This is a genomic window from Hungatella sp. (genome assembly GCF_046966825.1).
Map to the genome: position 1 here is coordinate 1 of NZ_JBKVCZ010000050.1, position 23837 is coordinate 23837.

Sequence of the window (23837 nt, forward strand, 5' to 3'; positions counted from 1 at the left end):
GAAAAATCCTGCGCGTTAAGAATTGCTAATCCCCTGCAAAGTCACTGGAAACCACGCATAAGCCAGCCGGAGCAGACCGGGAAGCGGAGACCGACAGGGCTGTGAACTGTAACAAGGAATACGGAAAGGCAGAAACACAGGCAAGGCCATATTGACAAACACAGGTCTTTCCACTTACAATAAAGGAACCAACAGGGAAGAGAGTGGGGCTATGGGCGTAGATAAACGATATGAATTATTTTGTGAACTGTTAAAGACAGTGGATGAAGGCGTCGACGCGATTGATGAATACGATTCTCTGCTCCATGATTATCACGGAACCGTCCTCTACCAGGCAGAGTCTCAGATTATCAAGGCTGTCGGGGATCAGCCGGGAATTACGGCCTCGGAACTGTCCAGGGAGTTTCATAAGACCAACAGCGCCTGCTCCCAGCTGATCCGCAAGCTTAAGAAAAAGGAATGGATCAGGCAGGAGCGGAACGAAAAGAATAACCGGGAGTATAACCTTTATCTGACAGATGAGGGGAAGGTTATCTATAAAAAGCACGAAGATTTTGAAAATGCCTGCTATGAAAGGACGTATCATATGCTGGATGAGATCTCTGAAGAAGAGATGAGGACGTATATCAGAATCCAGAATCAACTGAACCGGGCATTTAAGCTGGACGTGGAGGAAAGCCGGCAGCTGTCGGGAAACGGCAGGGCCGATTAGACAGCCAGTACAGTATTGCGTGACGATGTAGTACTGAGGGCCGCTGCGAAAGAATATTTACTTTCGCAGCGGCCCTTTTGACTCTGTTACGTATGGATTAAGTGCGATGCTTTATCATAGTCCTTTTTTAGAACATAGATTCTGTATTCGGTGCTGGCAGTGATATTCTCGCCAAACTGCTGTATGGCGGGCCCGCGCGCTCCCATATTGCGCATGACTGTTCCCTTGGTATCGATGATATAATCAATTCCTTCTGCGGTTAAGATATCGCGGATCCGTGCCTGCTCGTTTGTGGAATAGGTAATAGCCAGTTCTTTTCGGTTAAATATGGTAATCATATCGGTATGTCCTCCATTCTCTGGTGACGGTTAGAAGGCTTCAAATGAATGGTTCATGCTCTGAATTACATGTATCATACCATGCCTTACCAGCAGATTCAAGCACTGAAAGATTTAGATTCAAACACAGATAGATTCCTGTTGACAAACAGCGGGAGATGTATTAATCTGATGATAGAATAAACGGTTAAGCAGATTAAATATTAATTGGCTTATACGAAGATGAATTAAAAAGGAATCGGAGTAATAAGTGAGTAAATAACAACAGATGACAGGAGGCTGCAATATGAAGTATGATTTTGACACACTGGTAGAAAGAAGAGGCACACACTGCTGCAAGTTCGATACCATACCGGAGGAAGCCGGGAAAAACGCCATTCCGGTATCCATCGCGGATATGGACCTGCCTTGTGCAGAACCCATTATCCGTGCTCTTCATGAGCGGATAGACCAGAGGATTTTCGGTTACACGGTTTATGAAAATGAAGACTGCAAAGAGGCTGTTACCGGCTGGTACCGGAAACGGTTCGGATGGGAGATTGACAAAAATGATATATTCTTCAGTCCGGGTGTCGTTCCTGCGCTGGCATTTTTGATTCAGTTCCTGACAAAAGAAGGGGATGGAGTCATTATTCAGAGGCCGGTTTACCACCCATTTACGGGAAAAGTGGAAGCCAACGGCAGGAAAGTGGTCAATAGTCCTCTGGTTAGAAATGGCAGCACCTATGAGATGGATTTCGATGATCTGGATAGAAAATTCTCCGATGAGAATACGAAGGGAATGATTCTGTGCAGTCCTCATAACCCGGTTGGACGTGTGTGGAGAGAGGATGAATTAAGGAAGATTGTCGATATTGCAAAGAAGTATGATAAATGGATTATTTCCGATGAAATTCACGCGGACTTAACGAGAATCGGAGTCACCCATACGCCGTTATTAAAGCTTGCGCCGGACTACAGTGACAGAATCATCGTCTGCACCGCCCCCAGCAAAACCTTTAATCTGGCCGGAATGCAGTTTTCCAACATTATTATTCCTAATAAGGAGTATCAGAAGCAGTGGACCGATGTGGTCTCTAACCGTTTATCCGTTGGTATGTGCAGTCCTTTCGGTCTGACTGCCATCATCGCGGCTTACACGGAAGGGGAGGAGTGGCTGGATCAGGCCAGAGCCTATATCGATGGAAATATCCGTTACATAGAATCGTTTGTAAAGGAGAATCTGCCCAAGGCAGCGGTAATGGACTGCCAGGGAACTTACCTGGTATGGCTCGATTTAAATGAATACTGCTCCGATCATGAGAAACTGGAGGAGCTGATGGTCAGGAAAGCCGGAATTGTATTCGACGAAGGCTACATTTTCGGACCTGAAGGCAATGGATTCGAGCGGATCAACGCAGCAACCCAGAGAAGTACAGTGGAAGCGTGCATGAATAGAATGAAAGCAGCACTCGATACGCTATAAGGCAGAGATACATGAATACTGCACAGATGTATAAATAAACAGCTATGCCTGGCGTACTGATAACGCCGGGCATAACTCAATTTTTCTGGAAATCCTAATTTCTGAGCAATTCTGCCAGCTGATCTACCGAAGGAATATCTCCTGCATTTTTTCCATAGTGCGCATAGAGAACCTGCATCTCTGAATCAATGATAAATGCCGCGGGCAGCTGCAGCTCGTCACCTTCGTATAATCCATGTTTCAGTCCCAGTTTTTCCGCACTGGCCAGTTTATACAACGCCTGTTTGCCGGCCAGTCCCAGCTTTGATTTCGCAGGCTGGATATCGAAGCGCCTGTACAGCGCCATTTGCGGATCGCAGATAATTTCAAATGGCAGGGCATTGGGCCCGCCGGAAGAGGCTGCGATATTTTCCGGGTCGGACTGAAGAATAACCTTGACCTGCCCGCCTGCAAAGCGTATCTTATCGTAACCTTCTTTGAGCAGGTGGATGTCCAGTTGACACAGGGTACATCCCCAGTATCTCAGGAAGAGGAGGACGGTCCGCGTCCCCTTTGTCTCCTGCTTCAGAGAGACATTAGTCCGGAAAGGCGTGTCATAGAAATTACAGCAGGCGCATAAAAGCGTACTCCGCGCTGTGTTGACAGTTCCCGCCGGATGTTGTAATATAGATTTAATATTGAGAGGGGGAAAACCCATGTATGACAGGATTAAGGCCGTACGTGAAGCGTACAGACTGACGCAGCGGGAGTTTGGGGAAAGGCTGGGAGTCAGCCGTGACGTCATCAGCAATTTAGAATACGAGCGTGTTCAGCCTAAAGATGTGTTTATCCGTCACATTTGTGAGATGTACAATGTCAATGAGCAGTGGCTGAAGACCGGTAATGGTGAGATGTTTCTCAGTGACCCGGAAGAAAAAAGCAGGTTGGATGAAGCGCTGACGATTTTTGGTTCCCTGCAGCCGGAATTTCAGGACTGTGCCCTGGAGCAGATCAGAAAACTGGCTGTGCTTCAGAAGAGGATGGAGAATCGCGGTGAATAAGAGAGGTATCATACCGGGCCGCCGCAGTGACACCGGTTTCCATGCCATGGCAGAAACATAAACGCGTTCTGAGCCCCATTTCTATAACTTCCATTTATAGTACTAATTCCAATCTCATATAGTATTTTGCAGAAAAATCCCGTAATATAGTTGAAAAATCCCTCTAAATGTTCTATGATGAAGAGAAATACATCAGCATGGTACAGTGACAGAACAGAATTATGAAGAGGGAGATAGAAGAATGAATTATAATATAGCAGTAATTCCCGGGGACGGTATTGGACCGGAAATCATCAGAGAAGCTAAAAAAGTCTTAGACAGGGTCGGAAATGTGTACGGCCATGCGTTTTCCTATACCGAGGTTCTGATGGGCGGCGTATCCATCGACGCATACGGTGTCCCTCTTACGGACGAAGCATTGGAGACAGCAAAAAAAAGTGATTCCGTTCTTCTCGGAGCAGTCGGAGGAGACGTGGGAAATTCGAGATGGTACGACGTGGCACCGAACTTGAGACCTGAGGCGGGCCTGCTGGCAATCCGCAAGGGTCTTAATTTATTCGCCAACATCCGACCGGCCTATCTCTACGAGGAGCTGGCTGAGGCGTGCCCCCTAAAGAAAGAAATTATCGGTGACGGTTTCGACATGGTTATTATGAGAGAACTGACCGGCGGCCTGTATTTCGGAGAGCGCAGTACGAAGGAAGTGGACGGCGTCATGACCGCCGTGGACACCCTTACATATAACGAGAATGAGATCAGAAGAATAGCCATTAAGGCATTTGATATTGCCATGAAGCGCAGGAAGAAAGTGATCAGCGTGGATAAGGCCAATGTGCTGGATTCCTCACGGCTGTGGAGAAAGGTCGTGGAAGAGGTTGCCAAAGATTATCCCGAGGTAACGCTGAGCCATATGCTGGTCGATAACTGTGCGATGCAGCTGGTAATGAATCCGGGCCAGTTTGACGTAGTCTTAACCGAGAACATGTTTGGAGATATCTTGTCCGATGAGGCGAGTATGATTACCGGTTCCATCGGAATGCTGTCATCTGCCAGCATGAATGAAGGCAAATTCGGCATGTATGAGCCAAGCCACGGTTCCGCACCGGATATTGCGGGAAGAAATTGCCAATCCGATCGCCACGATTCTGTCAGCGGCCATGATGCTTCGTTTTTCCTTCGATCTTGACCGGGAGGCGGATGCAGTGGAAGCGGCTGTTCAGAAGGTATTGTCCGAGGGCTTCAGAACGGGCGATATCATGTCGGAGGGCTGCAGTAAGGTTTCCACCAGCGAGATGGGAGATTTAATTGCAGAGCGGATTTAAGAACGTACAAAGAAAAGGAGTGACAGATTATGAAGAGTGATTCAGTAAAAAAAGGCATGCAGCAGGCGCCGCACCGTTCCCTGTTCCATGCCCTCGGAATGACGGAAGAAGAGATGGAGCGTCCGCTCGTCGGTATCGTCAGTTCCTATAATGAGATCGTACCGGGCCACATGAATCTGGATAAGATCGTGCAGGCAGTTAAGATGGGAGTCGCCATGGCAGGCGGAACTCCGGTTATGGTTCCGGCTATTGCCGTCTGTGACGGAATCGCCATGGGCCATATCGGCATGAAGTATTCCCTGGTTACGAGAGATTTGATCGCAGATTCCACAGAATGTCTGGCGAAGGCACATGCATTTGACGCTCTCGTCATGGTTCCCAACTGTGACAAGAATGTACCCGGACTTTTAATGGCAGCAGCACGCATTAATGTACCCACAGTGTTCGTCAGTGGCGGACCAATGTTGGCGGGCCATGTGCAGGGCCACAAGACCAGCCTTTCCAGCATGTTCGAGGCGGTAGGCGCCTATACGGCCGGCACCATGACGGAAGAAGAAGTCAGGGAGTATGAGTGTAAAGCTTGTCCGACCTGCGGCTCCTGTTCCGGTATGTATACGGCCAACAGTATGAACTGCTTAACCGAGGTCCTGGGCATGGGCTTACAGGGCAACGGGACGATTCCGGCGGTTTACTCCGACCGACTGAAGCTGGCAAAACACGCGGGCATGCAGGTCATGGAGATGTACCGCAGAAATATAAAACCGAGCGATATTATGACAGAGGCGGCCTTCCGGAACGCGCTCACCATGGATATGGCGCTTGGCTGCAGCACCAACAGCATGCTTCATCTGCCGGCGATCGCACACGAGGCCGGAGTGGAGTTAAACGTAGATATTGCCAATGAACTGAGCGCAAAGACTCCGAACCTGTGCCACTTAGCACCGGCGGGGCCTACTTACATAGAAGATTTGAATGAGGCAGGCGGTATTTACGCCGTTATGAAGGAGATCAGCAAGCTGGGACTCTTAAACCTGGACTGCATGACCGTAACCGGCAGGACAGTCGGCGAGAACATTAAAAACAGTGTCAACTTAAATCCGGAGGTGATCCGTCCGGTAGAAAATCCATACAGCAAGACCGGCGGTATCGCCATCTTAAAGGGCAATTTAGCCCCTGATTCCGCAGTGGTGAAGCGATCCGCAGTGGCTCCTGAGATGTTAAAGCACGAAGGGCCGGCGAGAGTCTTCGACTGTGAAGAAGACGCGGTGGCGGCGATCAAAGGCGGAAAGATCGTGGCGGGCGACGTGGTCGTGATCCGTTACGAGGGACCGAAAGGCGGTCCTGGCATGAGAGAGATGCTTAACCCGACCTCAGTCATCGCAGGTATGGGACTTGGCTCGGAAGTGGCTCTGATCACAGACGGCCGTTTCTCCGGCGCGTCGAGAGGTGCATCCATCGGCCATGTGTGTCCGGAAGCTGCGACAGGCGGTCCGATCGCACTTGTCGAGGAAGGGGATATAATTCTCATTGATATCAACAACAACCGTCTCGACGTGAAGGTCTCCGATGAGGAGATGGCGGCGAGAAAGGCGAAATGGCGGCCAAGAGTTCCGGAAGTAACGACAGGATACTTAGCGCGTTATGCGGCTATGGCAGCACCGGCAAGCAAGGGGGCTATCCTGGAGGTACCGGGGAAATAAGGGCATTCTCAAAGTTTTCGAGAGCGCTCAATAAGAGAAAGGGAGCAAGGCGTATGAATAAATTGACAGGAGCAGAGATCGTAATTGAGTGCCTGAAAGAACAGGGTGTAGACACGGTATTCGGATATCCGGGAGGAACGATTCTCAACATTTACGATGCACTTTATAAACACCAGGATGAAATTACCCATATCCTGACCTCTCACGAGCAGGGCGCGGCTCACGCAGCTGACGGCTATGCGAGAGCTACCGGCAAAGTGGGCGTCTGCATGGCAACATCAGGACCTGGCGCTACCAACCTGGTAACGGGAATTGCGACCGCGTGTATGGATTCCATCCCGGTTGTGGCGATCACCTGCAACGTGGCTGTCAGCCTTCTCGGCCGTGACAGTTTCCAGGAAATCGATATTGCGGGCATTACCATGCCGATTACGAAATATAATTTCATTGTCAAGGATATAACGAAACTGGCGGACACCATAAGGCGTGCCTTCACGATAGCGCAGACCGGAAGACCTGGCCCTGTGTTAATCGATATCACCAAGGACGTTACCGCCAATTCCTGTGATTACGAATACAAGGCTCCGGAGCCGATCGAGCGCCAGAATTCGACAATCACTGAGGAAGACATGGAAAAGGCGCTGTACTTAATCCGCAATGCGAAAAAGCCGTTTATTTTTGCCGGCGGCGGCGCGGTGATTGCGGACGCGGCGGATGAGCTTAAGTCCTTCGCCCATAAGATTCAGGCCCCGGTGGCAGATAGCCTCATGGGAAAAGGCGCGTTTGACGGAACCGATGAGCTCTATACCGGTATGGTAGGGATGCATGGGACAAAGACCTCCAATTTCGGAATCACGGAATGCGACTTGCTGATCGTAGTGGGGGCGCGTTTCAGCGACCGTGTGACGGGCAATGCGGCCAAATTTGCGCCGAATGCGAAGATTCTCCAGTTTGACGTGGACCCGGCTGAGATCGACAAGAACGTGAAGACGTATGCCAGCGTGATCGGAGATGTCAAAACGATTCTGAAGAAGTTAAACGCACGGCTCGATCCAGTCAACCATGACGAGTGGCTGGCTCATATCGACCGTATGAAGGATATGTATCCGCTCCGCTACGACAAGAACCTCTTAACCGGTCCTTATGTGGTGGAACAGATCTACGAACTGACCCAGGGCGACGCGGTTATCACGACCGAGGTAGGCCAGCACCAGATGTGGGCCGCCCAGTTCTACAAATACAAACATCCCAGAACCTTTGTAACATCAGGGGGCCTTGGAACCATGGGCTACGGCCTGGGTGCCGCGCTGGGCGCGAAGATGGGATGCAAAGACAAGGTTGTTATCAACATCGCCGGCGACGGCTGCTTCCGTATGAATATGAACGAGATCGCAACCGCGACACGCTATAATATCCCGGTTATTCAGGTGGTATTAAACAATCATGTGCTTGGAATGGTACGTCAGTGGCAGACCCTGTTCTATGGAAAGAGATATTCCCATACAGTATTAAATGATGCGGTTGATTTTGTTAAGGTAGCAGAAGGAATGGGGGCGAAGGCCTACCGGGTAACCAGCAAGGAGGAGTTCATGCCGGTTCTTAAGGAAGCCATCGGGCTTAACATTCCTGTTGTTATAGATTGTCAGATCCATTGTGATGATAAGGTATTCCCGATGGTTTCTCCGGGAGCGCCGATTCAGGATGCGTTCGACGAAAATGATCTGAAGATTTAGAACCCTATCAAAGAGGAGGAAAGAGATATGAGCAGAGTGTACAATTTTTCCGCAGGACCGGCTGTACTGCCGGAAGAAGTCTTAAAGGAAGCGGCCGACGAGATGATGGATTACAGGGGATGCGGCATGTCAGTTATGGAGATGAGCCACCGTTCCAAGATGTTCGAAACCATTATCAATGAGGCGGAAGCCGATTTAAGGGATTTAATGGGCATTCCGGACAACTACAGGGTGCTGTTCTTACAGGGCGGCGCTTCCCAGCAGTTTGCCATGGTTCCGATGAACTTAATGAAGAACCGTGTCGGCGATTACATCATCACAGGACAGTGGGCGAAGAAGGCATATCAGGAGGCACAGCTTTATGGAAAGGCGAACGCCGTTGCATCAAGTGCCGACAAGACCTTCAGTTATATCCCGGATGTTTCCGATCTGCCGATATCAGAGGATGCGGATTACGTTTATATCTGTGAAAACAACACGATCTATGGTACAAAGTACAAAACGCTGCCGAATACAAAAGGAAAAACACTGGTAGCTGATATCTCCTCCTGTTTCTTATCAGAACCTGTTGACGTGGAAAAATACGGTCTGCTCTTCGGCGGTGCCCAGAAGAACGTAGGCCCGGCTGGTGTGGTGATTGCCATTATCCGTGAGGATTTGATCACGGAAGACGTCCTTCCCGGAACACCAACCATGCTGCGCTACAAGACCCATGCGGACGCGGCGTCCTTATACAATACTCCGCCGGCATACGGCATCTACATCTGCGGCAAGGTCTTCAAATGGTTAAAGAACCGCGGCGGCCTGGCAGCGATGAAGGAGTACAATGAGAAGAAGGCGAATCTTCTGTATGATTTCCTGGATAACAGCAAGATGTTTAAGGGCACGGTAGAGAAGAAAGACCGCTCCTTAATGAACGTGCCGTTTGTAACCGGAGACGCCGATTTAGACGCTCTGTTTGTAAAGGAAGCAAAGGCGGCGGGCCTCGAGAATTTAAAGGGCCACAGATCCGTAGGCGGCATGCGTGCAAGCATCTACAATGCAATGCCGATGGAAGGCGTGGAAACGCTGGTTGCCTTTATGAAGGATTTTGAAGCCAGAAATGGTAAATAGGAAAGGGAGAGACGCGGATATGAAGAAGATATATTGCCTGAATGCCATTTCCAGCAAAGGAACGGCTTTGTTAAATGAAGAGTATGAGTTAACCGAGAATATGAAAGAGGCCTCCGGCGTGCTGGTAAGAAGCGCTTCCATGCATGAGATGGAGCTTCCTGATGATCTGCTTGCCGTAGCCCGCGCAGGCGCCGGAGTCAATAATATTCCGCTGGATGCGTGTGCGGACAAAGGAATCGTGGTATTTAATACTCCGGGAGCCAATGCCAACGGCGTAAAGGAACTGGTAATTGCCGGACTGATGCTGGCCTCCCGTGACGTGGCAGGCGGGATCAACTGGGTAAAGGATAATAAAGAAGACGAAAATATCGCCAAATCCGTGGAAAAGGCCAAGAAGGCATTTGCCGGATGCGAGATCAAGGGAAAGAAACTGGGTGTCATCGGACTGGGCGCGATCGGCGCGGAGGTGGCCAACGCGGCTGCGTCCCTCGGCATGGAGGTCTACGGATACGATCCGTTTATCTCGGTCAATGCGGCTTGGATGCTTTCCAGAAATGTCAGGCATATCACCTCCGTGGAGACAATTTACCGCGAATGCGATTATATCACCATCCATGTGCCGCTGTTAGACAGCACCAGAGGAATGATTAAGAGTGAATCCATAGCTCAGATGAAGAACGGCGTGGTGATCTTAAACTTCTCCCGCGATGTGCTGGTGAATGAGGATGACATGGCGGAAGCGTTAAAGGCCAGGAAGGTAAAATGCTACGTGACGGATTTCCCGAACACAAAGTCTGTCAATATGGAAGGCGCCATCGTAATTCCGCATCTTGGAGCGTCCACAGAGGAGTCCGAGGACAACTGTGCAAGAATGGCAGTTGAGGAGATCATGGATTACATAGACAACGGCAATATCCGCAACTCCGTTAATTTCCCGGCGTGTGACATGGGCGTATGCCAGATGGCTAGCCGTGTTGCGGTTATGCATTTGAATATCCCGAACATGATCGGCCAGATAACCGGAACTCTCGCGGCCGGAAATGTCAACATTTCCGATATGACCAACAAGAGCCGTGATAAATACGCGTACACCTTACTGGATCTGGAGTCCACACCGGATGCAATGATGATTCAGAAACTTAATGCAATTAAGGGCGTTTTGCGGGTGCGTGTAATTAAGTAATGAAACAATTAAATGCAGCAGTTCAGACGGGGCATGGAAGGATCCATGGCCCGTTTGGACGCTGGAGTACTTCCGAAAACGCACTCGTACCTGGCTTTGCGGCGGAATTTCCGGGAGTACTCATAGAAGAAAAGGAGAAAAAATGGCTGTAGTAAAACCATTTCCGTGTGTGAGACCGGATAAAAAGTATGCTGCCCGTGTGGCCGCACTCCCTTATGACGTGTATAACCGGAAGGAGGCGAAGGAAGTAACCGCCGCCAATCCGAAATCATTTTTAAATATTGACAGGCCGGAATCCCAGTTCCCGGACGACATGGACATGTATGACGACCGCGTCTACGATAAGGCAAAGGAGATGCTTGAGAGCTGGATCGCAGACGGGACTTTCGTGCAGGATCCCCTGGCGGCCTATTATATCTACGAGCTTACCATGGATGGAAGAAAGCAGACGGGAATCGTGGCGTGTTCCTCCATCGATGATTACGTGAATGGAGTGGTAAAAAAACACGAGAATACCCGTGAAGAGAAGGAACTGGACCGAATCCGGCACGTGGATACTACCGACGCGCAGACCGGCCCGATCTTCCTGGCGTACCGTTCCAATACGATGATCAATAAAGTCGTGAATTTAAAGACAGGCACAGAGCCTCTGTATGACTTTACCGCAGAGGACGGAATCCGTCACCGTGTGTGGGAGATCGACAATGCGGATTCCATCCAGACGGTGGAAGAGGCGTTTGCGGAAATTCCGGCCACGTATATCGCGGATGGCCATCACCGCGCGGCTTCCGCGGTTAAGGTTGGTTTGAAGCGGCGAGAAGAGAATCCGGACTATACGGGGAAAGAGCCGTTTAACTATTTCCTGTCAGTCTTATTCCCTGATGACCAGCTGATGATCATGCCCTACAACCGCGTGGTGAAGGATTTAAACGGCATGACGGAGGAAGAATTCTTAACCCGTGTGGAAGAAGCCGGCTTTTTAGTGGACTCTATGGGGACAGAAGGCTTTGCGCCTGTGGAAAAAGGAACCTTTGGAATGCATTTATGTGGAAAATGGTACCGTCTCACAGCGGCGGAGCGCTTGCTTGACAGCGACCCGGTGAAGGGGCTGGACGTTTCCGTTCTCCAGGATCATCTGCTGGGCCCGGTTCTTGGAATCGGTGATCCGAGAGTCGATCAGAGAATTGATTTTATCGGCGGAATCCGGGGGCTTTCGGAGCTGGAAAAACGGTGCAGAGAGGATATGACAGTGGCATTTTCCATGTATCCGACCTCGATCGAAGAGCTGTTCCATGTGGCCGATGCGGGCCTGTTGATGCGCCAAAGTCCACGTGGTTTGAACCGAAGCTGCGGAGCGGGTTGTTTATACATCTGCTGCGCAGGAGGTAGAGTAAGCAGAAAGAGCAGAAAGTGTGAAAACTTTCCTGCTCTTTTTTGATTAATTGCTAATCCCCTGCAAAGTCACTGGAAACAGCACTTGAGCCAGCCGGGACAGACCGGGAAGCAGAGGCCGGCTGGGCTGTGAACTGTAACAATGTTTACGCCTACACAAAAAATAAAACATTTTGATGATTGAAAAATACAACTGAATATGGTAAAATGGAAACATCGATCAATATCAAAAATACTGTAAATATACTTTCAATAAACTGATCAGAGATACATGAAGTCAAGCCGCGGGAGGGAAAGCTATGAATAATTTTGAATACTGTGTCCCCACAAAAGTGATTTTCGGCAGGGACACGCAGAAGCGTGCAGGAGAAATCATCAGAGAGTACGGTTTCCGAAAGGTTATGATCCACTATGGCGGCGGCAGCGTGAAGAGAAGCGGTCTTTTGGACCAGGTGACGGCATCTTTGGAAGAAGCAGGAATTGAATTCATACTCTTTGGCGGAGTGCAGCCGAATCCGACGCTGTCTAAGGCGCTGGAAGGCATGGAGATCTGCCGCCGTGAGAACGTGGACTTTATTCTGGCGGTAGGAGGCGGCAGTGTGATCGACTCCGCAAAGTGTATTGCGGATGGGACACCGAATCCGGAGATTGACCCATGGAAATACTTCATGAAGGAAGCCGTTCCTCCGAAGGCACTTCCGCATGGCAATATTCTGACGCTGTCCGCCTCGGGAAGCGAGACGAGCCAGTCCTGCGTGATCACCAATGAAGAGAATGGATTGAAACGAGGCTTTAACTGTCCGACCCATCGGCCGCTTTTTGCTGTCTGCAATCCGGAGCTGACCTTTACGGTGAACAGATTCCAGACCGGATGCGGGACTGTGGATATTCTGATGCATACGCTGGAACGGTATTTAGGCGGCACTACAAAGGACACGGCGCTGACAGACCGTATCGCAGAGGGGCTTATGAAGGCTGTCATAGAGGCAGGAGCTGCGGCGGACTTAAACCCTGAAGATTATGAGGCGAGAGCGACCCTGATGTGGGCGGGAAGCCTTTCCCATAATGATTTAACCGGATTGGGACGGGAGGTCATGATGACGGTTCATCAGCTGGAACATGAGCTGTCGGGGAAATATCCGGAGGTGGCTCACGGCGCCGGTCTTTCCGCGCTCTTCTGTTCCTGGGCCAGATACGTCTGCGGTGACGATCCCATGCGGTTCGCCCAGCTGGCTGTCCGTGTCTGGGATGTGGAGATGAATTTCGAGAACCCGCTAAAAACTGCGCTGGATGGCATTCAGCGGATGGAGGATTATTTTAAGAGCCTGAATATGCCGGTTCGGCTGACGGACCTGGAAGCCGACGTGAAGGAAGAGGACTTTGACGAGATGGCTGAAAAGTGTACGAACTTTGGCAGACGGGTGCTTCCGGGAATCAGAGAGCTGGGGAAGCATGAGATGATGGATATCTATCGAATGGCGCTTTAAGGGTGAAATAAGGCAGACGGTAAACGCAGCAAATCAGCGCTTTCCGCCTGCCTTATATACATCCCGGAATGCCTCCACCATACGGTCATATGCAGCCCTTTCAAAACACCAGCCAGGTTCTGCAATCCACTGCCGGTATTCTGCACTGTCACACGGCTCACAGGCGATATTATCGCCGTACTGTTTCCAGTCTTCATCTGTATAGGCCTCCAGGCAAAGAATTCCGGAACGTTTTTCCAGATTGAAGTCTTCGTTCTCATGAGTCAGACGGCCCAGCTTTTCCCAGAAAACGAGATTTTCTGTTTTCCGTATTCTGGCCATGATGACGATGCAGCTTAGATCGCAGTCGTCTTCACAGACCAGAATCGGTACATTGAGCGTTTCCGGCGAGTCGATCATTTCCCAGATGAAGCGGTTGTCTGCCTTCCATATCAGTTCGCCGGTCCAGGCCGGAAGGAGTCCGGTGAGAGAACCGAAGGGCTCTAAATCGGGACAGCCGCCTGCACGAACCCACTCGTCCAGATATGTGACGATCGCCTTGCCGTCGATAATCCAGTAATACTCTTTATAATCATAGGCGGTCCGAATAAGGTCCATGCGAATCGTATTAAGATGAGAACTGCGTACGGCAGTGAGTCTCTTTCCATACATCATTTCCATCAGGGACAGGCCCAGCGGCCCGGTCAGCCTCTTTAAGACGGAAGCACGGAAAAGAGCCGTACCTTGTTCGTACGACTCCAGTAATTCCACAGAGATTCCGGCCTTTTCGGCCAGCTCCTGTTCCGTTAAGTGATTTTCAATTCGCTGCTCTCTGATCAATGCTCCGGTTTTGACTGGATTCATGACTGGATCCCCTTTTTCTGTATGTGTGAATGCGGCCCCTTACTTTAAGCTAATCAGGAATATGCTGTTCCTCCGGCAAAGGGGCGTGGGGCACGAAGTTGTTCGGGATATCCGGGTCCTTCATGTCGTAAATGCGGTCGTACTCTTTGGTTTCCTGATTCTTAAGCGTCTCTGAGCGGTTCATGGACAGGAACTTCGTGAGTTCGTAGCAGTCCACCCAGATCTCGTTGTTTCCTTCTTTCTGAGACTCATCAAAAATAAGCTGAAGGCCGAAATGCAGGTGCGCCTCATCGATATTGTTGGTGTTCTCCGTCCGGCTGTAACCGGTCCTTCCCAGATAGCCGATGACATCGCCGGCTGTGATAATACTTCCCTGCTTGAGGGATTTATGGTAGGGATAATTTTTCCGTAAGTGCGCGTAATAGTAGTATCGTTTTCCGTCAAAGCTGCGGATACCAAGTCTCCAGCCGCCGTACTGGTTCCAGCCGATGGCCTCCACATATCCCGATTCCACTGCGATTATGGGAGTACCGACCTGACCCATCATATCGTGACCCAGATGCTGGCGTTTGTAGCCATAGGAACGGGAGACGCCGAAGTCGTCGTAATCCTGATAAGGAAATCCTTTGGCGATGGGAGAAAACGCTTTTAAACCATATTTTGTGACCCATACGCGGTCCGGGTCCGTGGTCCCGTCGGAGTTCACCGCCGGAGTGGCGAATAAGGGCGCATTTTCCGCGGCGATCTGAATGTCGTACTGACCGACGAGACCGTCTAAAACGGCGCCGTAGGCCTGACGGTAATAGGTGTAATACTTCATATTTGCGGTCAGCTCCTCCAGCGTTTTTCCGGATAAGAGCTGTTCTGCCAGCGTATCTAAGTCCTTGGTGGAGTATTTGGAAAAATCTCCGCCGTACCGTGTCCCTAAATAGGAGAGCAGATCCACCCAGTTGAGATGGGGGCTGGACTGGCAGGTGTTGACATCGTACCGGAACGCCTCCTGCATGGCCTTGGCTGTTACCTTAAAGTCTACCCATTTGATATACTTCTTCGCCTCGGAGGAGGTGGCTTTTCCGTCCTGGTTCGACGCCGGAAACGAGAATTTCCCGCCTGGGGTGATCAGAAAAAGGGATACTAAAAGGAGTGTCAGTACGATGACCTCTATGTAAATAATAATGTGGTGCAGAGTCTCTGGCGATTCTGCGATTCGTTCTTTCCATGTTTTCATAAGAAAATCTCCTCCATCTCATCCTATGCGGAGAGTGGAGAGAATATGAAATTTTATGAAAGAGGGATGATATCCCCGTCACGCGGCACAAAGATACCGCCATGGAACAGTGCTTCCGCTTCTGCCGTATACCGTTCTCTGCGATGTTCCAGATCCGTGTCCTCGGTGTGCCACAGCACGATATTTTCCGCGTTCATGTCTCTGGCGGTTTCGGCCGCGTCTCTGGCGGTGCTGTGGTGCTTTTCATACGGTTTAAAACGGTCCCTGTCTTCATACAGGCAGAAGGCCTCATGAAGCAGCCAGGCGCTGTTTTCCACATAGGGGGCGCAGAGCGGATTCAATGGCTCATCCCCGCAGCAGGTGAGCTTCCGCCCGTCTGAGAGTATGGCGGTAAAGCCGAACTGTTTTGCCTTGGTGGAGTGGATGTCGAAGAAGGTGACGTCCATGTCCAGTATCTGCCGCTGTTCTCCGTCAGAGACGGGAATCAGTACGATGCGGTCCCCGATGAGGCGGCACAGCTTTTCCTGTAGCGTCAGACGGCACAGGGTCTCGATGGCCGGCAATAAGTCCTTGTGGCTGTATAAATGCAGCTGCCCTTCATAGGAGCCGTTTAAAATCTTCGTGCCGATGAAACGTACCATCCAGACGATTCCCAGTATGTGGTCTGTGTGGCTGTGTGTGACGAAGATATGGTGGATGTGGGTCATGTCCACATTCATGTCCTGGAGAACTCTCAGAATGCCGTTGCCGCCGCCTGCGTCCGTCATGAAAAATTCCCCGTCCTTTTCTATGGCAAAGCACGTATTATAACACCGTGTCACGGCGGCGTGACCGGTTCCGAATACATATAACTGTTCCACTTTCTGCCTCCTGATTACTGACAGCCGGATCTGGGCTGTCCTGTGTATTGAATGCCGTATGCGGCAAGATTCCCTGCTCCGGGGCCTTTGCCCCTCTGTAAGTATGTTACTACAACTTAAAAAAACCTGCAAGTCCCACGGGGAAAGGATTTGCAGGCTTATCTGTTTGGAAGGGCCATATGTAGAATTTACGCGGTTTGTGCCGGGGAATGGGGCTTTCAAAAGGCCATATTTTGTGTTACTATTACTTTATTAGAGATGCGGCTGCACGGTATGGAAAGGGAAAGGAGGGACGGTCTGCAAGGACTCAGGCAGCGGCATGATGGGTGAGGAGAGAGGATTATGAGAGACTTAGCTTACTTGAAGCTGATGTCGCGGGAGTATCCGACGATCAAGGCGGCCTCCAGCGAGATCATTAACTTAACGGCGATTCAGGGGCTTCCAAAGGGAACCGAGTACTTTTTCAGTGACCTGCACGGAGAGTATGAGGCGTTTATCCATTTGCTCCGCAGCGCTTCCGGTATTATCCGGGAAAAGATCACGGAGACATTCGGACATATTATTCCGGAAAAAGAAGAGGTGGAACTGGCTAACATGATCTACTATCCCGAGCGGGTGGTGAGCCAGATGCAGCTGAAGGGCCTGGCTACGGACGACTGGCAGAGAGTTGCCATTTACCGTCTGGTCCAGATCTGCAAGGTGGTTTCTTCCAAATACACCCGTTCCAAGGTGAGAAAGAAAATGCCGCCGGAATTTGCCTATGTGATCGATGAACTTCTTCATGTGGATTATAATGACGACAATAAACGGGTATACTACAGCGAGATTATCCGTTCGATCATCGACATCCGGGTCGGAGATAAATTTATTATCGCGCTGTGTGAACTGATTCAGAATCTGACAATCGACAGCCTGCATATTATCGGCGACATTTTTGACAGAGGCCCCAGGGCGGATATTATTATGAAAGAGCTGATGCAGTTCCATGATGTGGATATCCAGTGGGGAAACCATGATATTTCCTGGATGGGAGCGGCAACCGGCAACCTGGCCTGCATCTGCAATGTACTGCGCATTGCGATCAGCTACAACAGCTTCGATGTGCTGGAAGACGGCTACGGAATCAATCTCCGTCCGCTGTCCATGTTCGCGGCCAGGGTTTACCACAATGATCCGTGCGAGCGCTTTGTTCCCCAGATTCTGGATGAGAATATCTACGATGCGGTGGATCCGGGGCTGGCGGCCAAGATGCACAAGGCCATCGCCATCATTCAGTTCAAGGTGCAGGGCCAGATTATCGGGCGCCATCCGGAGTATGAGATGGATGACAGGAGACTTCTGGAGGCCGTCGATTTCGATCGGGGCGTGGTGGTGCTGGAGGGAAGGGAATATCCGATGCTGGATCTGTCATTTCCAACGGTGGACCCTAAGGATCCGCTCCGATTAACGGCAGAGGAGGAAGACCTTCTTCATACGCTTCAGCTGTCATTTAAACACAATGAGCTTTTGCATAAGCATATCCGTTTCCTTTATTCTCATGGAAGTCTTTACAAATGCTATAATTCCAATCTGCTTTACCATGGCTGTATCCCGATGAAGGAGGATGGAAGCTTCGACGAGATCGTGGTGGACGGCATTTCCTATTCGGGACAGGCGCTGATGGACTATGTGGACCGGAAGGTGCAGAACGCGTATTTCATGGCGGAGGAATCGCCGGAAAAGGAAGATGCCATGGACTTCATGTGGTATCTGTGGTGCGGGGCTAAGTCACCGGTTTACGGTAAAGGCAAGATGACGACCTTCGAACACTATTTTATCGAGGACCCGGCCACTCATAAAGAACCGATGAATCCGTATTACCGGCTCAGCGTTAAGGAAGAGACGTGTGACCGGATTCTGGAGGAGTTTGGGCTTCCGAAATCGGGTTCCCATATTATCAACGGCCACGTGCCCGTTAAAATCAAGGAGGGAGAGTCTCCAGTAAAGGCGGGAGGGAAGCTTTTCATCATTGACGGAGGCCTGTCGAAGGCGTACCAGTCCAGGACCGGAATCGCCGGGTATACCCTGATTTATAATTCCAACCACCTGGCCCTGGCCGAGCATAAGCCCTTTGACCCGGAAAAAGAGAGCACGCCCCGGGTATCCATTGTGGAGAATATGCATAAGCGGGTCATGGTGGCGGACACGGACAAGGGTGTGGAGCTGGCGGGGCGCATTGCGGATTTGAAAGAACTGGTAGGCGCTTACAGAGAAGGCATATTAAAGGAAAAAGTAGAATAATTATGAAATTTTAATAATTAATTTACAGAAGATTCCTTTACGTAGCCTGGGGGAAATGGTATACTAGGAAAGGTCAGTTACTTTACTGAAGGAGGCTTCAATGAGCAGACAGGAGTTTTTACAGCGTTTGCGGGACACGCTGACCGGCGAAGTGCCTGGAAATGTGATTGAGGAAAATATAAGATACTACGACGATTATATCAGAACGGAGACGGCGGGCGGCCAGACGGAAGACGAAGTGACCGGCGCGATCGGAGATCCGAGGCTGATCGCTAAGACGATCATGGAGGCCACGGAGAATGCCAGAGAGGGCGGAAGCTACCAGTCTGCGTATGATACGTACCGGAACGAGGGCCAGACAGTATATGAGGAAGAGGCCGGACCGGGCCGCCATTTCCACTTTGTTGATTTGAACAAGTGGTATTGGAAGCTTCTGGCTGTGGTTGTGACAGTGCTGTTCTTCTTTATAGTCGCAAGTATTGTGACCGGTTTATTCAGTCTTCTGATACCTCTCATGGGACCGCTTCTTCTGATTCTTCTGGTGGTCTGGTTAATCCGGGGCCCCAGGCGGTAAAAAGAAAATTATTAAAAACAGATTATAAATATTACAAAAGTGTAACGGCAGTTATACCGGTGTTTTCGGTATGACTGCCGTTTTTGCCTGATTTTTGCTTGACATATGACGATGAGTAGAGTATACTAATTTTTGTAACATTTGTGTAACATATTACATAATGATAAACAAACGAAATAAAAACGTAAGAATCAGGAGTTGGAAAAACATGGGGAACAAAACTTGGAAAGTGCTGGGGGTCATCGGCCTCTATGCGGTTCTGGCCTGGAATTCACCGGTTACCGCAAAAGCGGCAGAGATCGAAGTGGAAACAAGTACAACACTGTATGCGAAGATAGATGCGCCGGACGTCGTGGTACGGAAGGCAAAGAACGCGGGCGGAGAGGCAGTTACAAAAGTCTTACGGGGGCAGACTTATGAAGTTGCCGCACCGGCAGAAGGCGGCTGGGTAAAGATCAGCACTGCGGAAGGCGAGGGGTACATACCGAGCAATCGGGCGACCCTGATCGAGAAGACAAAGGAAAAAGTGGATGAAAGCGTGAAGCTGCGTCAGGACGTGGTGAATTATGCGCTTCAGTTTGTTGGGAACCGTTACGTATATGGCGGGACGGACCCGAATACCGGAGCCGACTGTTCCGGATTCACAAGATATATCATGCAGCACGCGGCAGGCGTTTCCTTGAGCCACAGCTCCAGAGCACAGTCGGGAGAGGGACGCAGCGTCAGCTACAGCGACATTAAACCGGGCGATTTAATTTTCTACGGCGGCAAGGGCTATATCAATCATGTGGCTATGTATATCGGCAACGGACAGATTGTACATGCCTCCACGGAACGGACGGGAATCAAGATATCCAACGCGACGTACCGGACGCCTGTCAAGGTAGTCAGAGTGCTGAACTGATATGGAAAATAATGGAATGTTATCGGAATGAAATAATACTTGACTGAAAAGCAAGATAAATGTATAATAAACGTAATGATTTTAACAATTACGTAATAATTAGAACGAAAAAGTAAAAAACAGGAGCAATGTCCCAATGATAAAGAATACATGGAAAACATTAAGCCTTTTGGCTTTCTGTGGAGCAATTGTACTTGCAAATCCGGCAGATGCCAAAGCGGATGAAGTTTCCGGACCAGGACTCAGTTCAGGTAATTATATCGCAACAGTTGAAGCAGAGACCGTGAATATCAGCACGGATGAGAGCGGCCAGGAAGTATTGATGGCAGCTTCCAGGGGATCATCATTCCAGGTCGTGGAAGACATGGGTGACGGATTCGTGAAAGTGAAGGTTAAGGATACATACGGTTATCTTCCGGTCGACGGAAACGCAACAGTTACCCAGACCGACGAGGCGACGATCGCCGCACTGGAAGCAGCATACGACGCTCCTGCGGAGTTCAGACAGAGTGTTGTCAATTACGCACTGCAGTTTGTGGGCGGACGTTACGCCTATGGCGGCAGTGATCCTCATACCGGAGTGGATTGTTCCGGATTTACGAGATACATCATGCAGCATGCGGCAGGTATTTCTTTAAACCGTTCTTCAGGCGGACAGGCTTCCCAGGGAGTAGCTGTGAGTTCTGACCAGATGAAGCCCGGCGATCTGATTTTTTACGGGAACGGAAGATCGATCAATCACGTAGCCATGTATATCGGCAATGGACAGATCGTACACTCCTCCACCTATAAAACGGGAATCAAGATTTCTCAGTGGAATTACCGGACTCCCGTCAAGATTGTCAATGTCATTGGCGAATAATGGACAAGCGGATAACTGGATTTTCGATAAGGGATATAAGACTCCCGGCACTGGCTGCCGGGAGTCTTTTGCATCCGTCGGGATCAAAAATATGGTCAAAAAAAGGAAGAGCCCGGATAGGGGAGCTATCCGGACTCTTCTGAGGGGAGTATAAATAATTAATAAGGATGAGGAAATCTAATTCCTCACTTTAATTATAATATAGGCAGATGAAAAAAGCAAAGTTATTTTTCATAATTTTTCGTATAATATTTGAGGAATCGGCCATACTAACCGTGTAACAAAAAATCCGACAGGAGGTATCATAAGATGTCTAATAACAACTACAATGATAACTACAACGATTGCAGCAATTCTTCCAAGAACAGCAATCAGAACAACAGCAAGAACAGCAGCAAGAACAACAGCCAGAACAACAGCCAGAACAACAGCCAGAACAGCAGCCGCAACAACAGCCAGAACAACAGCCAGAACAGCAGCCGCAACAACAACCAGAATAACAGCCAGAATAAGTCTGACTATTAATCTGTCTGGTGGTACGAAAATAAGGACTTGCCAATAAGTTCATGATTTCGTCGAAAAGCACAGGGAAACGATGCGAAAGCATATCTCCCTGTGCTTTTTGATTGCAAGGACGCCTTTCCTGCAGCCATGATCAGAAAGATAAACTTTTCACGGGTCGTGAATATAATGGTAATAGAAAGGACAGGTGATTGTATGTTCAAGACAATACCGATTGGTGAAGTCGATTATTATATAGAAAATGAGTACGATATGATGCTGATTGATCTGCGAAACGCCGCATCGTATCAGAGAGCCCATTTAAATGGGGCTGTCAATATTCCGTATGAGGAAATGGAGCAGAGAGTTTCCGAACTTCCAAAGGATAAGCTGCTGGTATTTTACTGTGCGAGAGGCGGACAAAGTATGATGGTTTGCCGTTATCTGGCCCGTATGGGGTATTCTGTGCTGAATGTGGCTAACGGAATCGCCTATTACCGCGGAAAATATCTGGTTCGAGGGTAAATTTATTGACAGATACGCCCTGTAAGACTTAAAATATACCTATTAATGCAAGAAGGAGAATTTACTTATGAAATATATGATTGCGTCCGATATCCACGGTTCCGCGTTCTATTGCAGAAAGCTGCTGGAAGCGTTTGAGGCATCCGGAGCGAATCGCCTTGTTTTACTGGGAGATATTCTTTATCACGGACCGAGAAATGATCTGCCGAAGGAATATGCTCCCAAAGAGGTGCTGGCCATGTTAAATGGCTGTAAAGACAGAATCTACTGTGTCAGGGGAAACTGTGACACGGAGGTGGACCAGATGGTACTGGAATTTCCTGTGATGGCCGACTATGCGCTGCTGGTGATTGATGGAATCACCATCTATGCCACACATGGCCACGTTTATCATGAGAATCACCTTCCACCCATGCAGAAGGGGGATGTGCTGCTTCATGGGCACACCCATGTGCTCCGGGCGGATCAGTGCGGGGATATCACCATCTTAAATCCCGGCTCCGTATCCATACCGAAGGAAGGCAATCCGCCGACATACGCGATTTTGGAGGATGGGGTCTTTCGGATCCTGGATTTCGAGGGCCGCGTGATTAAAGAAAAGAACCTGGGAGAATAAAGTGAAAAAAACATTTGAACTCATTGCGCCGTGTCACTTTGGCATGGAGGCTGTTTTAAAAAGAGAAATTACGGATCTGGGCTATGATATCACACTGGTGGAAGACGGCCGTGTGACATTTATCGGAGATGAAGAGACCATCTGCCGCGCGAATATATTTCTGCGCACGGCAGAGCGTGTCCTGTTGAAAGTGGGAAGCTTTCATGCGGAATCATTTGAAGAGTTATTTCAGAATACGCGGAGTATTCCGTGGGAGGAATATATTCCTCAGGACGGAAAGTTCTGGGTTGCGAAGGCGTCCTCTATCAAGAGCAAGCTGTTCAGCCCTTCCGATATCCAGTCGATCATGAAGAAAGCCATGGTGGAACGGCTGAAGAAGGCGTATGGCCTGGAATGGTTTCCGGAGAGCGGAAGCAGCTATCCGCTCCGTGTATTTTTGTATAAAGATGAGGTGACGGTAGGGATCGATACTTCAGGAGATTCGCTCCATAAAAGAGGCTACCGTACCCTTACCAGCAAGGCGCCTATCACGGAGACCCTGGCCGCGGCTCTGATCATGATGACACCGTGGAACCGGGACCGGATTCTGGTGGATCCCTTCTGCGGAAGCGGTACATTTCCGATTGAAGCAGCCATGATAGCGGCCAATATGGCACCCGGCATGAACCGGTCCTTCCTGGCGGAAGACTGGAAGAACATCATACCGCGGAAGTTCTGGTATGAGGCCATGGATGAGGCTTCGGATCTGCTGGAGACAGAGGTGGAGGTCGATATCCAGGGGTACGATATCGATGGCGATATTGTGAAGGCGGCGAGAGCCAATGCGGAGTCTGCAGGTGTGGATCATATGATTCATTTCCAGCAGAGGCCATTAAGCGCGCTCAGCCATCCGAAGAAGTACGGATTTATCATTACGAATCCGCCTTATGGAGAGAGAATTGAGGAGAAGGAGAGTCTGCCGGCGCTGTATAAGGAGATCGGTGAACGATACCGCGCGCTGGATTCCTGGTCCCTCTATATGATAACCGCTTATGAGGATGCGGAACGGTACGTCGGGCGAAAAGCGGACAAGAACCGGAAGATTTACAATGGTATGATGAAGACGTATTTCTACCAGTTTATGGGACCGAAACCTCCGAAGCGGAAAACAGGAGATTGA

21 protein-coding genes and 2 pseudogenes are annotated in these 23837 nt (G+C 49.8%); 18 read left to right on the plus strand and 5 right to left on the minus strand.

From position 1 onward, the window contains the following. Positions 1 to 211 precede the first annotated feature (211 nt). Complete coding sequence (locus tag ACLTD4_RS16240; protein ID WP_117622437.1) at positions 212 to 712, plus strand: MarR family winged helix-turn-helix transcriptional regulator; 501 nt, start codon at positions 212 to 214, stop codon at positions 710 to 712. A gap of 86 nt (positions 713 to 798) precedes the next feature. On the opposite strand, the gene ACLTD4_RS16245 is transcribed toward ACLTD4_RS16240, so the two are convergent. Continuing rightward, a complete protein-coding gene (locus ACLTD4_RS16245; RefSeq protein WP_055660668.1) occupies positions 799 to 1050 on the minus strand; it encodes a hypothetical protein in 252 nt (83 codons plus the stop codon). Positions 1051 to 1336: 286 nt separating this feature from the next. On the opposite strand from ACLTD4_RS16245, the gene ACLTD4_RS16250 reads away from it, so the two are divergent. Further along, positions 1337 to 2515, plus strand: a complete 1179-nt coding sequence (locus ACLTD4_RS16250) for a MalY/PatB family protein (RefSeq protein WP_055660669.1) — start codon at positions 1337 to 1339, stop codon at positions 2513 to 2515. 94 nt (positions 2516 to 2609) lie between these two features. Here ACLTD4_RS16250 and ACLTD4_RS16255 read toward each other — a convergent pair whose 3' ends face one another. Further along, positions 2610 to 3299 carry a peroxiredoxin-like family protein gene (locus ACLTD4_RS16255; RefSeq protein WP_320995648.1) on the minus strand — a complete coding sequence of 230 codons (690 nt, stop codon included), beginning with the start codon at positions 3297 to 3299 and terminating at the stop codon, positions 2610 to 2612. Between ACLTD4_RS16255 and ACLTD4_RS16260 the strand changes: the two genes are divergently transcribed. From ACLTD4_RS16260 to ACLTD4_RS16295, 8 genes and pseudogenes are all read left to right on the plus strand, one after another. After that, positions 3211 to 3555: a helix-turn-helix domain-containing protein gene (locus ACLTD4_RS16260; protein ID WP_055660671.1), complete on the plus strand. Its 345-nt coding sequence runs from the start codon at positions 3211 to 3213 to the stop codon at positions 3553 to 3555. The genes ACLTD4_RS16255 and ACLTD4_RS16260 overlap by 89 nt on opposite strands. A gap of 241 nt (positions 3556 to 3796) precedes the next feature. Further along, a pseudogene (leuB, locus tag ACLTD4_RS16265) lies at positions 3797 to 4877 on the plus strand (3-isopropylmalate dehydrogenase). Positions 4878 to 4906: 29 nt separating this feature from the next. Further along, positions 4907 to 6577, plus strand: a complete 1671-nt coding sequence (gene ilvD / locus ACLTD4_RS16270; RefSeq protein WP_117622440.1) for a dihydroxy-acid dehydratase — start codon at positions 4907 to 4909, stop codon at positions 6575 to 6577. A 53-nt stretch (positions 6578 to 6630) separates the two neighbouring features. After that, the gene (gene ilvB, locus ACLTD4_RS16275; protein ID WP_055660676.1) at positions 6631 to 8310 is read left to right on the plus strand and encodes a biosynthetic-type acetolactate synthase large subunit; all 1680 of its coding nucleotides are present in this window, start codon (positions 6631 to 6633) and stop codon (positions 8308 to 8310) included. A gap of 27 nt (positions 8311 to 8337) precedes the next feature. Beyond that, positions 8338 to 9423: a 3-phosphoserine/phosphohydroxythreonine transaminase gene (serC, locus tag ACLTD4_RS16280; protein WP_055660678.1), complete on the plus strand. Its 1086-nt coding sequence runs from the start codon at positions 8338 to 8340 to the stop codon at positions 9421 to 9423. Between the two features lie 19 nt (positions 9424 to 9442). Further along, the gene (locus ACLTD4_RS16285; protein ID WP_055660680.1) at positions 9443 to 10606 is read left to right on the plus strand and encodes a phosphoglycerate dehydrogenase; all 1164 of its coding nucleotides are present in this window, start codon (positions 9443 to 9445) and stop codon (positions 10604 to 10606) included. A gap of 142 nt (positions 10607 to 10748) precedes the next feature. After that, a pseudogene (locus tag ACLTD4_RS16290) lies at positions 10749 to 11995 on the plus strand (DUF1015 domain-containing protein). A gap of 302 nt (positions 11996 to 12297) precedes the next feature. Next, positions 12298 to 13485, plus strand: a complete 1188-nt coding sequence (locus ACLTD4_RS16295) for an iron-containing alcohol dehydrogenase (RefSeq protein WP_055660682.1) — start codon at positions 12298 to 12300, stop codon at positions 13483 to 13485. A gap of 33 nt (positions 13486 to 13518) precedes the next feature. On the opposite strand, the gene ACLTD4_RS16300 is transcribed toward ACLTD4_RS16295, so the two are convergent. The 3 genes from ACLTD4_RS16300 to ACLTD4_RS16310 are packed head-to-tail and all read right to left on the minus strand — an operon-like array spanning position 13519 to position 16416. Then, entirely contained in the window at positions 13519 to 14328 is an 810-nt protein-coding gene (locus ACLTD4_RS16300) for a helix-turn-helix domain-containing protein (RefSeq protein ID WP_081034402.1), read from the minus strand. Between the two features lie 49 nt (positions 14329 to 14377). Further along, positions 14378 to 15556 carry a M23 family metallopeptidase gene (locus ACLTD4_RS16305; protein ID WP_055660684.1) on the minus strand — a complete coding sequence of 393 codons (1179 nt, stop codon included), beginning with the start codon at positions 15554 to 15556 and terminating at the stop codon, positions 14378 to 14380. Positions 15557 to 15609: 53 nt separating this feature from the next. Next, positions 15610 to 16416: an MBL fold metallo-hydrolase gene (locus ACLTD4_RS16310; RefSeq protein ID WP_117622442.1), complete on the minus strand. Its 807-nt coding sequence runs from the start codon at positions 16414 to 16416 to the stop codon at positions 15610 to 15612. A gap of 342 nt (positions 16417 to 16758) precedes the next feature. Here ACLTD4_RS16310 and ACLTD4_RS16315 point away from each other — a divergent pair, with 342 nt between their 5' ends. The 8 genes from ACLTD4_RS16315 to ACLTD4_RS16350 all read left to right on the plus strand — a co-directional run bounded on the left by ACLTD4_RS16315 (position 16759) and on the right by ACLTD4_RS16350 (position 23837). Further along, positions 16759 to 18696 (plus strand): fructose-1,6-bisphosphatase, encoded by a 1938-nt coding sequence (locus ACLTD4_RS16315; protein ID WP_055660688.1) that lies wholly within the window; start codon positions 16759 to 16761, stop codon positions 18694 to 18696. A gap of 100 nt (positions 18697 to 18796) precedes the next feature. Continuing rightward, positions 18797 to 19270 (plus strand): DUF1700 domain-containing protein, encoded by a 474-nt coding sequence (locus tag ACLTD4_RS16320; RefSeq protein ID WP_002604611.1) that lies wholly within the window; start codon positions 18797 to 18799, stop codon positions 19268 to 19270. A gap of 208 nt (positions 19271 to 19478) precedes the next feature. Beyond that, positions 19479 to 20174: a C40 family peptidase gene (locus tag ACLTD4_RS16325; protein ID WP_055660692.1), complete on the plus strand. Its 696-nt coding sequence runs from the start codon at positions 19479 to 19481 to the stop codon at positions 20172 to 20174. A 136-nt stretch (positions 20175 to 20310) separates the two neighbouring features. Beyond that, the gene (locus ACLTD4_RS16330) at positions 20311 to 21036 is read left to right on the plus strand and encodes a C40 family peptidase (protein ID WP_002604609.1); all 726 of its coding nucleotides are present in this window, start codon (positions 20311 to 20313) and stop codon (positions 21034 to 21036) included. Positions 21037 to 21345: 309 nt separating this feature from the next. Beyond that, positions 21346 to 21561 carry a hypothetical protein gene (locus ACLTD4_RS16335; RefSeq protein ID WP_117624444.1) on the plus strand — a complete coding sequence of 72 codons (216 nt, stop codon included), beginning with the start codon at positions 21346 to 21348 and terminating at the stop codon, positions 21559 to 21561. A 192-nt stretch (positions 21562 to 21753) separates the two neighbouring features. Next, positions 21754 to 22062 (plus strand): rhodanese-like domain-containing protein, encoded by a 309-nt coding sequence (locus ACLTD4_RS16340; protein ID WP_002604607.1) that lies wholly within the window; start codon positions 21754 to 21756, stop codon positions 22060 to 22062. 67 nt (positions 22063 to 22129) lie between these two features. Then, on the plus strand, positions 22130 to 22678 hold the full coding sequence (gene yfcE / locus ACLTD4_RS16345; RefSeq protein ID WP_117624445.1) for a phosphodiesterase: 549 nt from the start codon (positions 22130 to 22132) through the stop codon (positions 22676 to 22678). A 1-nt stretch (position 22679) separates the two neighbouring features. Beyond that, positions 22680 to 23837: a THUMP domain-containing class I SAM-dependent RNA methyltransferase gene (locus ACLTD4_RS16350; protein ID WP_412331422.1), complete on the plus strand. Its 1158-nt coding sequence runs from the start codon at positions 22680 to 22682 to the stop codon at positions 23835 to 23837.

Excerpts from the sequence above, each read along its gene's own strand:
- ACLTD4_RS16305 (WP_055660684.1), bottom strand. The coding sequence starts at position 15,556 with ATGAAAACATGGAAAGAACGAATCGCAGAATCGCCAGAGACTCTGCAC.
- ACLTD4_RS16295 (WP_055660682.1), top strand. The coding sequence starts at position 12,298 with ATGAATAATTTTGAATACTGTGTCCCCACAAAAGTGATTTTCGGCAGG.
- ACLTD4_RS16245 (WP_055660668.1), bottom strand. The coding sequence starts at position 1,050 with ATGATTACCATATTTAACCGAAAAGAACTGGCTATTACCTATTCCACA.
- ACLTD4_RS16255 (WP_320995648.1), bottom strand. The coding sequence starts at position 3,299 with ATGACGTCACGGCTGACTCCCAGCCTTTCCCCAAACTCCCGCTGCGTC.
- serC (WP_055660678.1), top strand. The coding sequence starts at position 8,338 with ATGAGCAGAGTGTACAATTTTTCCGCAGGACCGGCTGTACTGCCGGAA.
- ACLTD4_RS16240 (WP_117622437.1), top strand. The coding sequence starts at position 212 with ATGGGCGTAGATAAACGATATGAATTATTTTGTGAACTGTTAAAGACA.
- ACLTD4_RS16300 (WP_081034402.1), bottom strand. The coding sequence starts at position 14,328 with ATGAATCCAGTCAAAACCGGAGCATTGATCAGAGAGCAGCGAATTGAA.
- ilvB (WP_055660676.1), top strand. The coding sequence starts at position 6,631 with ATGAATAAATTGACAGGAGCAGAGATCGTAATTGAGTGCCTGAAAGAA.
- ACLTD4_RS16335 (WP_117624444.1), top strand. The coding sequence starts at position 21,346 with ATGTCTAATAACAACTACAATGATAACTACAACGATTGCAGCAATTCT.
- ACLTD4_RS16325 (WP_055660692.1), top strand. The coding sequence starts at position 19,479 with ATGGGGAACAAAACTTGGAAAGTGCTGGGGGTCATCGGCCTCTATGCG.
- ACLTD4_RS16320 (WP_002604611.1), top strand. The coding sequence starts at position 18,797 with ATGAGCAGACAGGAGTTTTTACAGCGTTTGCGGGACACGCTGACCGGC.
- ilvD (WP_117622440.1), top strand. The coding sequence starts at position 4,907 with ATGAAGAGTGATTCAGTAAAAAAAGGCATGCAGCAGGCGCCGCACCGT.
- ACLTD4_RS16250 (WP_055660669.1), top strand. The coding sequence starts at position 1,337 with ATGAAGTATGATTTTGACACACTGGTAGAAAGAAGAGGCACACACTGC.
- ACLTD4_RS16340 (WP_002604607.1), top strand. The coding sequence starts at position 21,754 with ATGTTCAAGACAATACCGATTGGTGAAGTCGATTATTATATAGAAAAT.
- ACLTD4_RS16330 (WP_002604609.1), top strand. The coding sequence starts at position 20,311 with ATGATAAAGAATACATGGAAAACATTAAGCCTTTTGGCTTTCTGTGGA.
- ACLTD4_RS16285 (WP_055660680.1), top strand. The coding sequence starts at position 9,443 with ATGAAGAAGATATATTGCCTGAATGCCATTTCCAGCAAAGGAACGGCT.
- ACLTD4_RS16315 (WP_055660688.1), top strand. The coding sequence starts at position 16,759 with ATGAGAGACTTAGCTTACTTGAAGCTGATGTCGCGGGAGTATCCGACG.
- yfcE (WP_117624445.1), top strand. The coding sequence starts at position 22,130 with ATGAAATATATGATTGCGTCCGATATCCACGGTTCCGCGTTCTATTGC.
- ACLTD4_RS16260 (WP_055660671.1), top strand. The coding sequence starts at position 3,211 with ATGTATGACAGGATTAAGGCCGTACGTGAAGCGTACAGACTGACGCAG.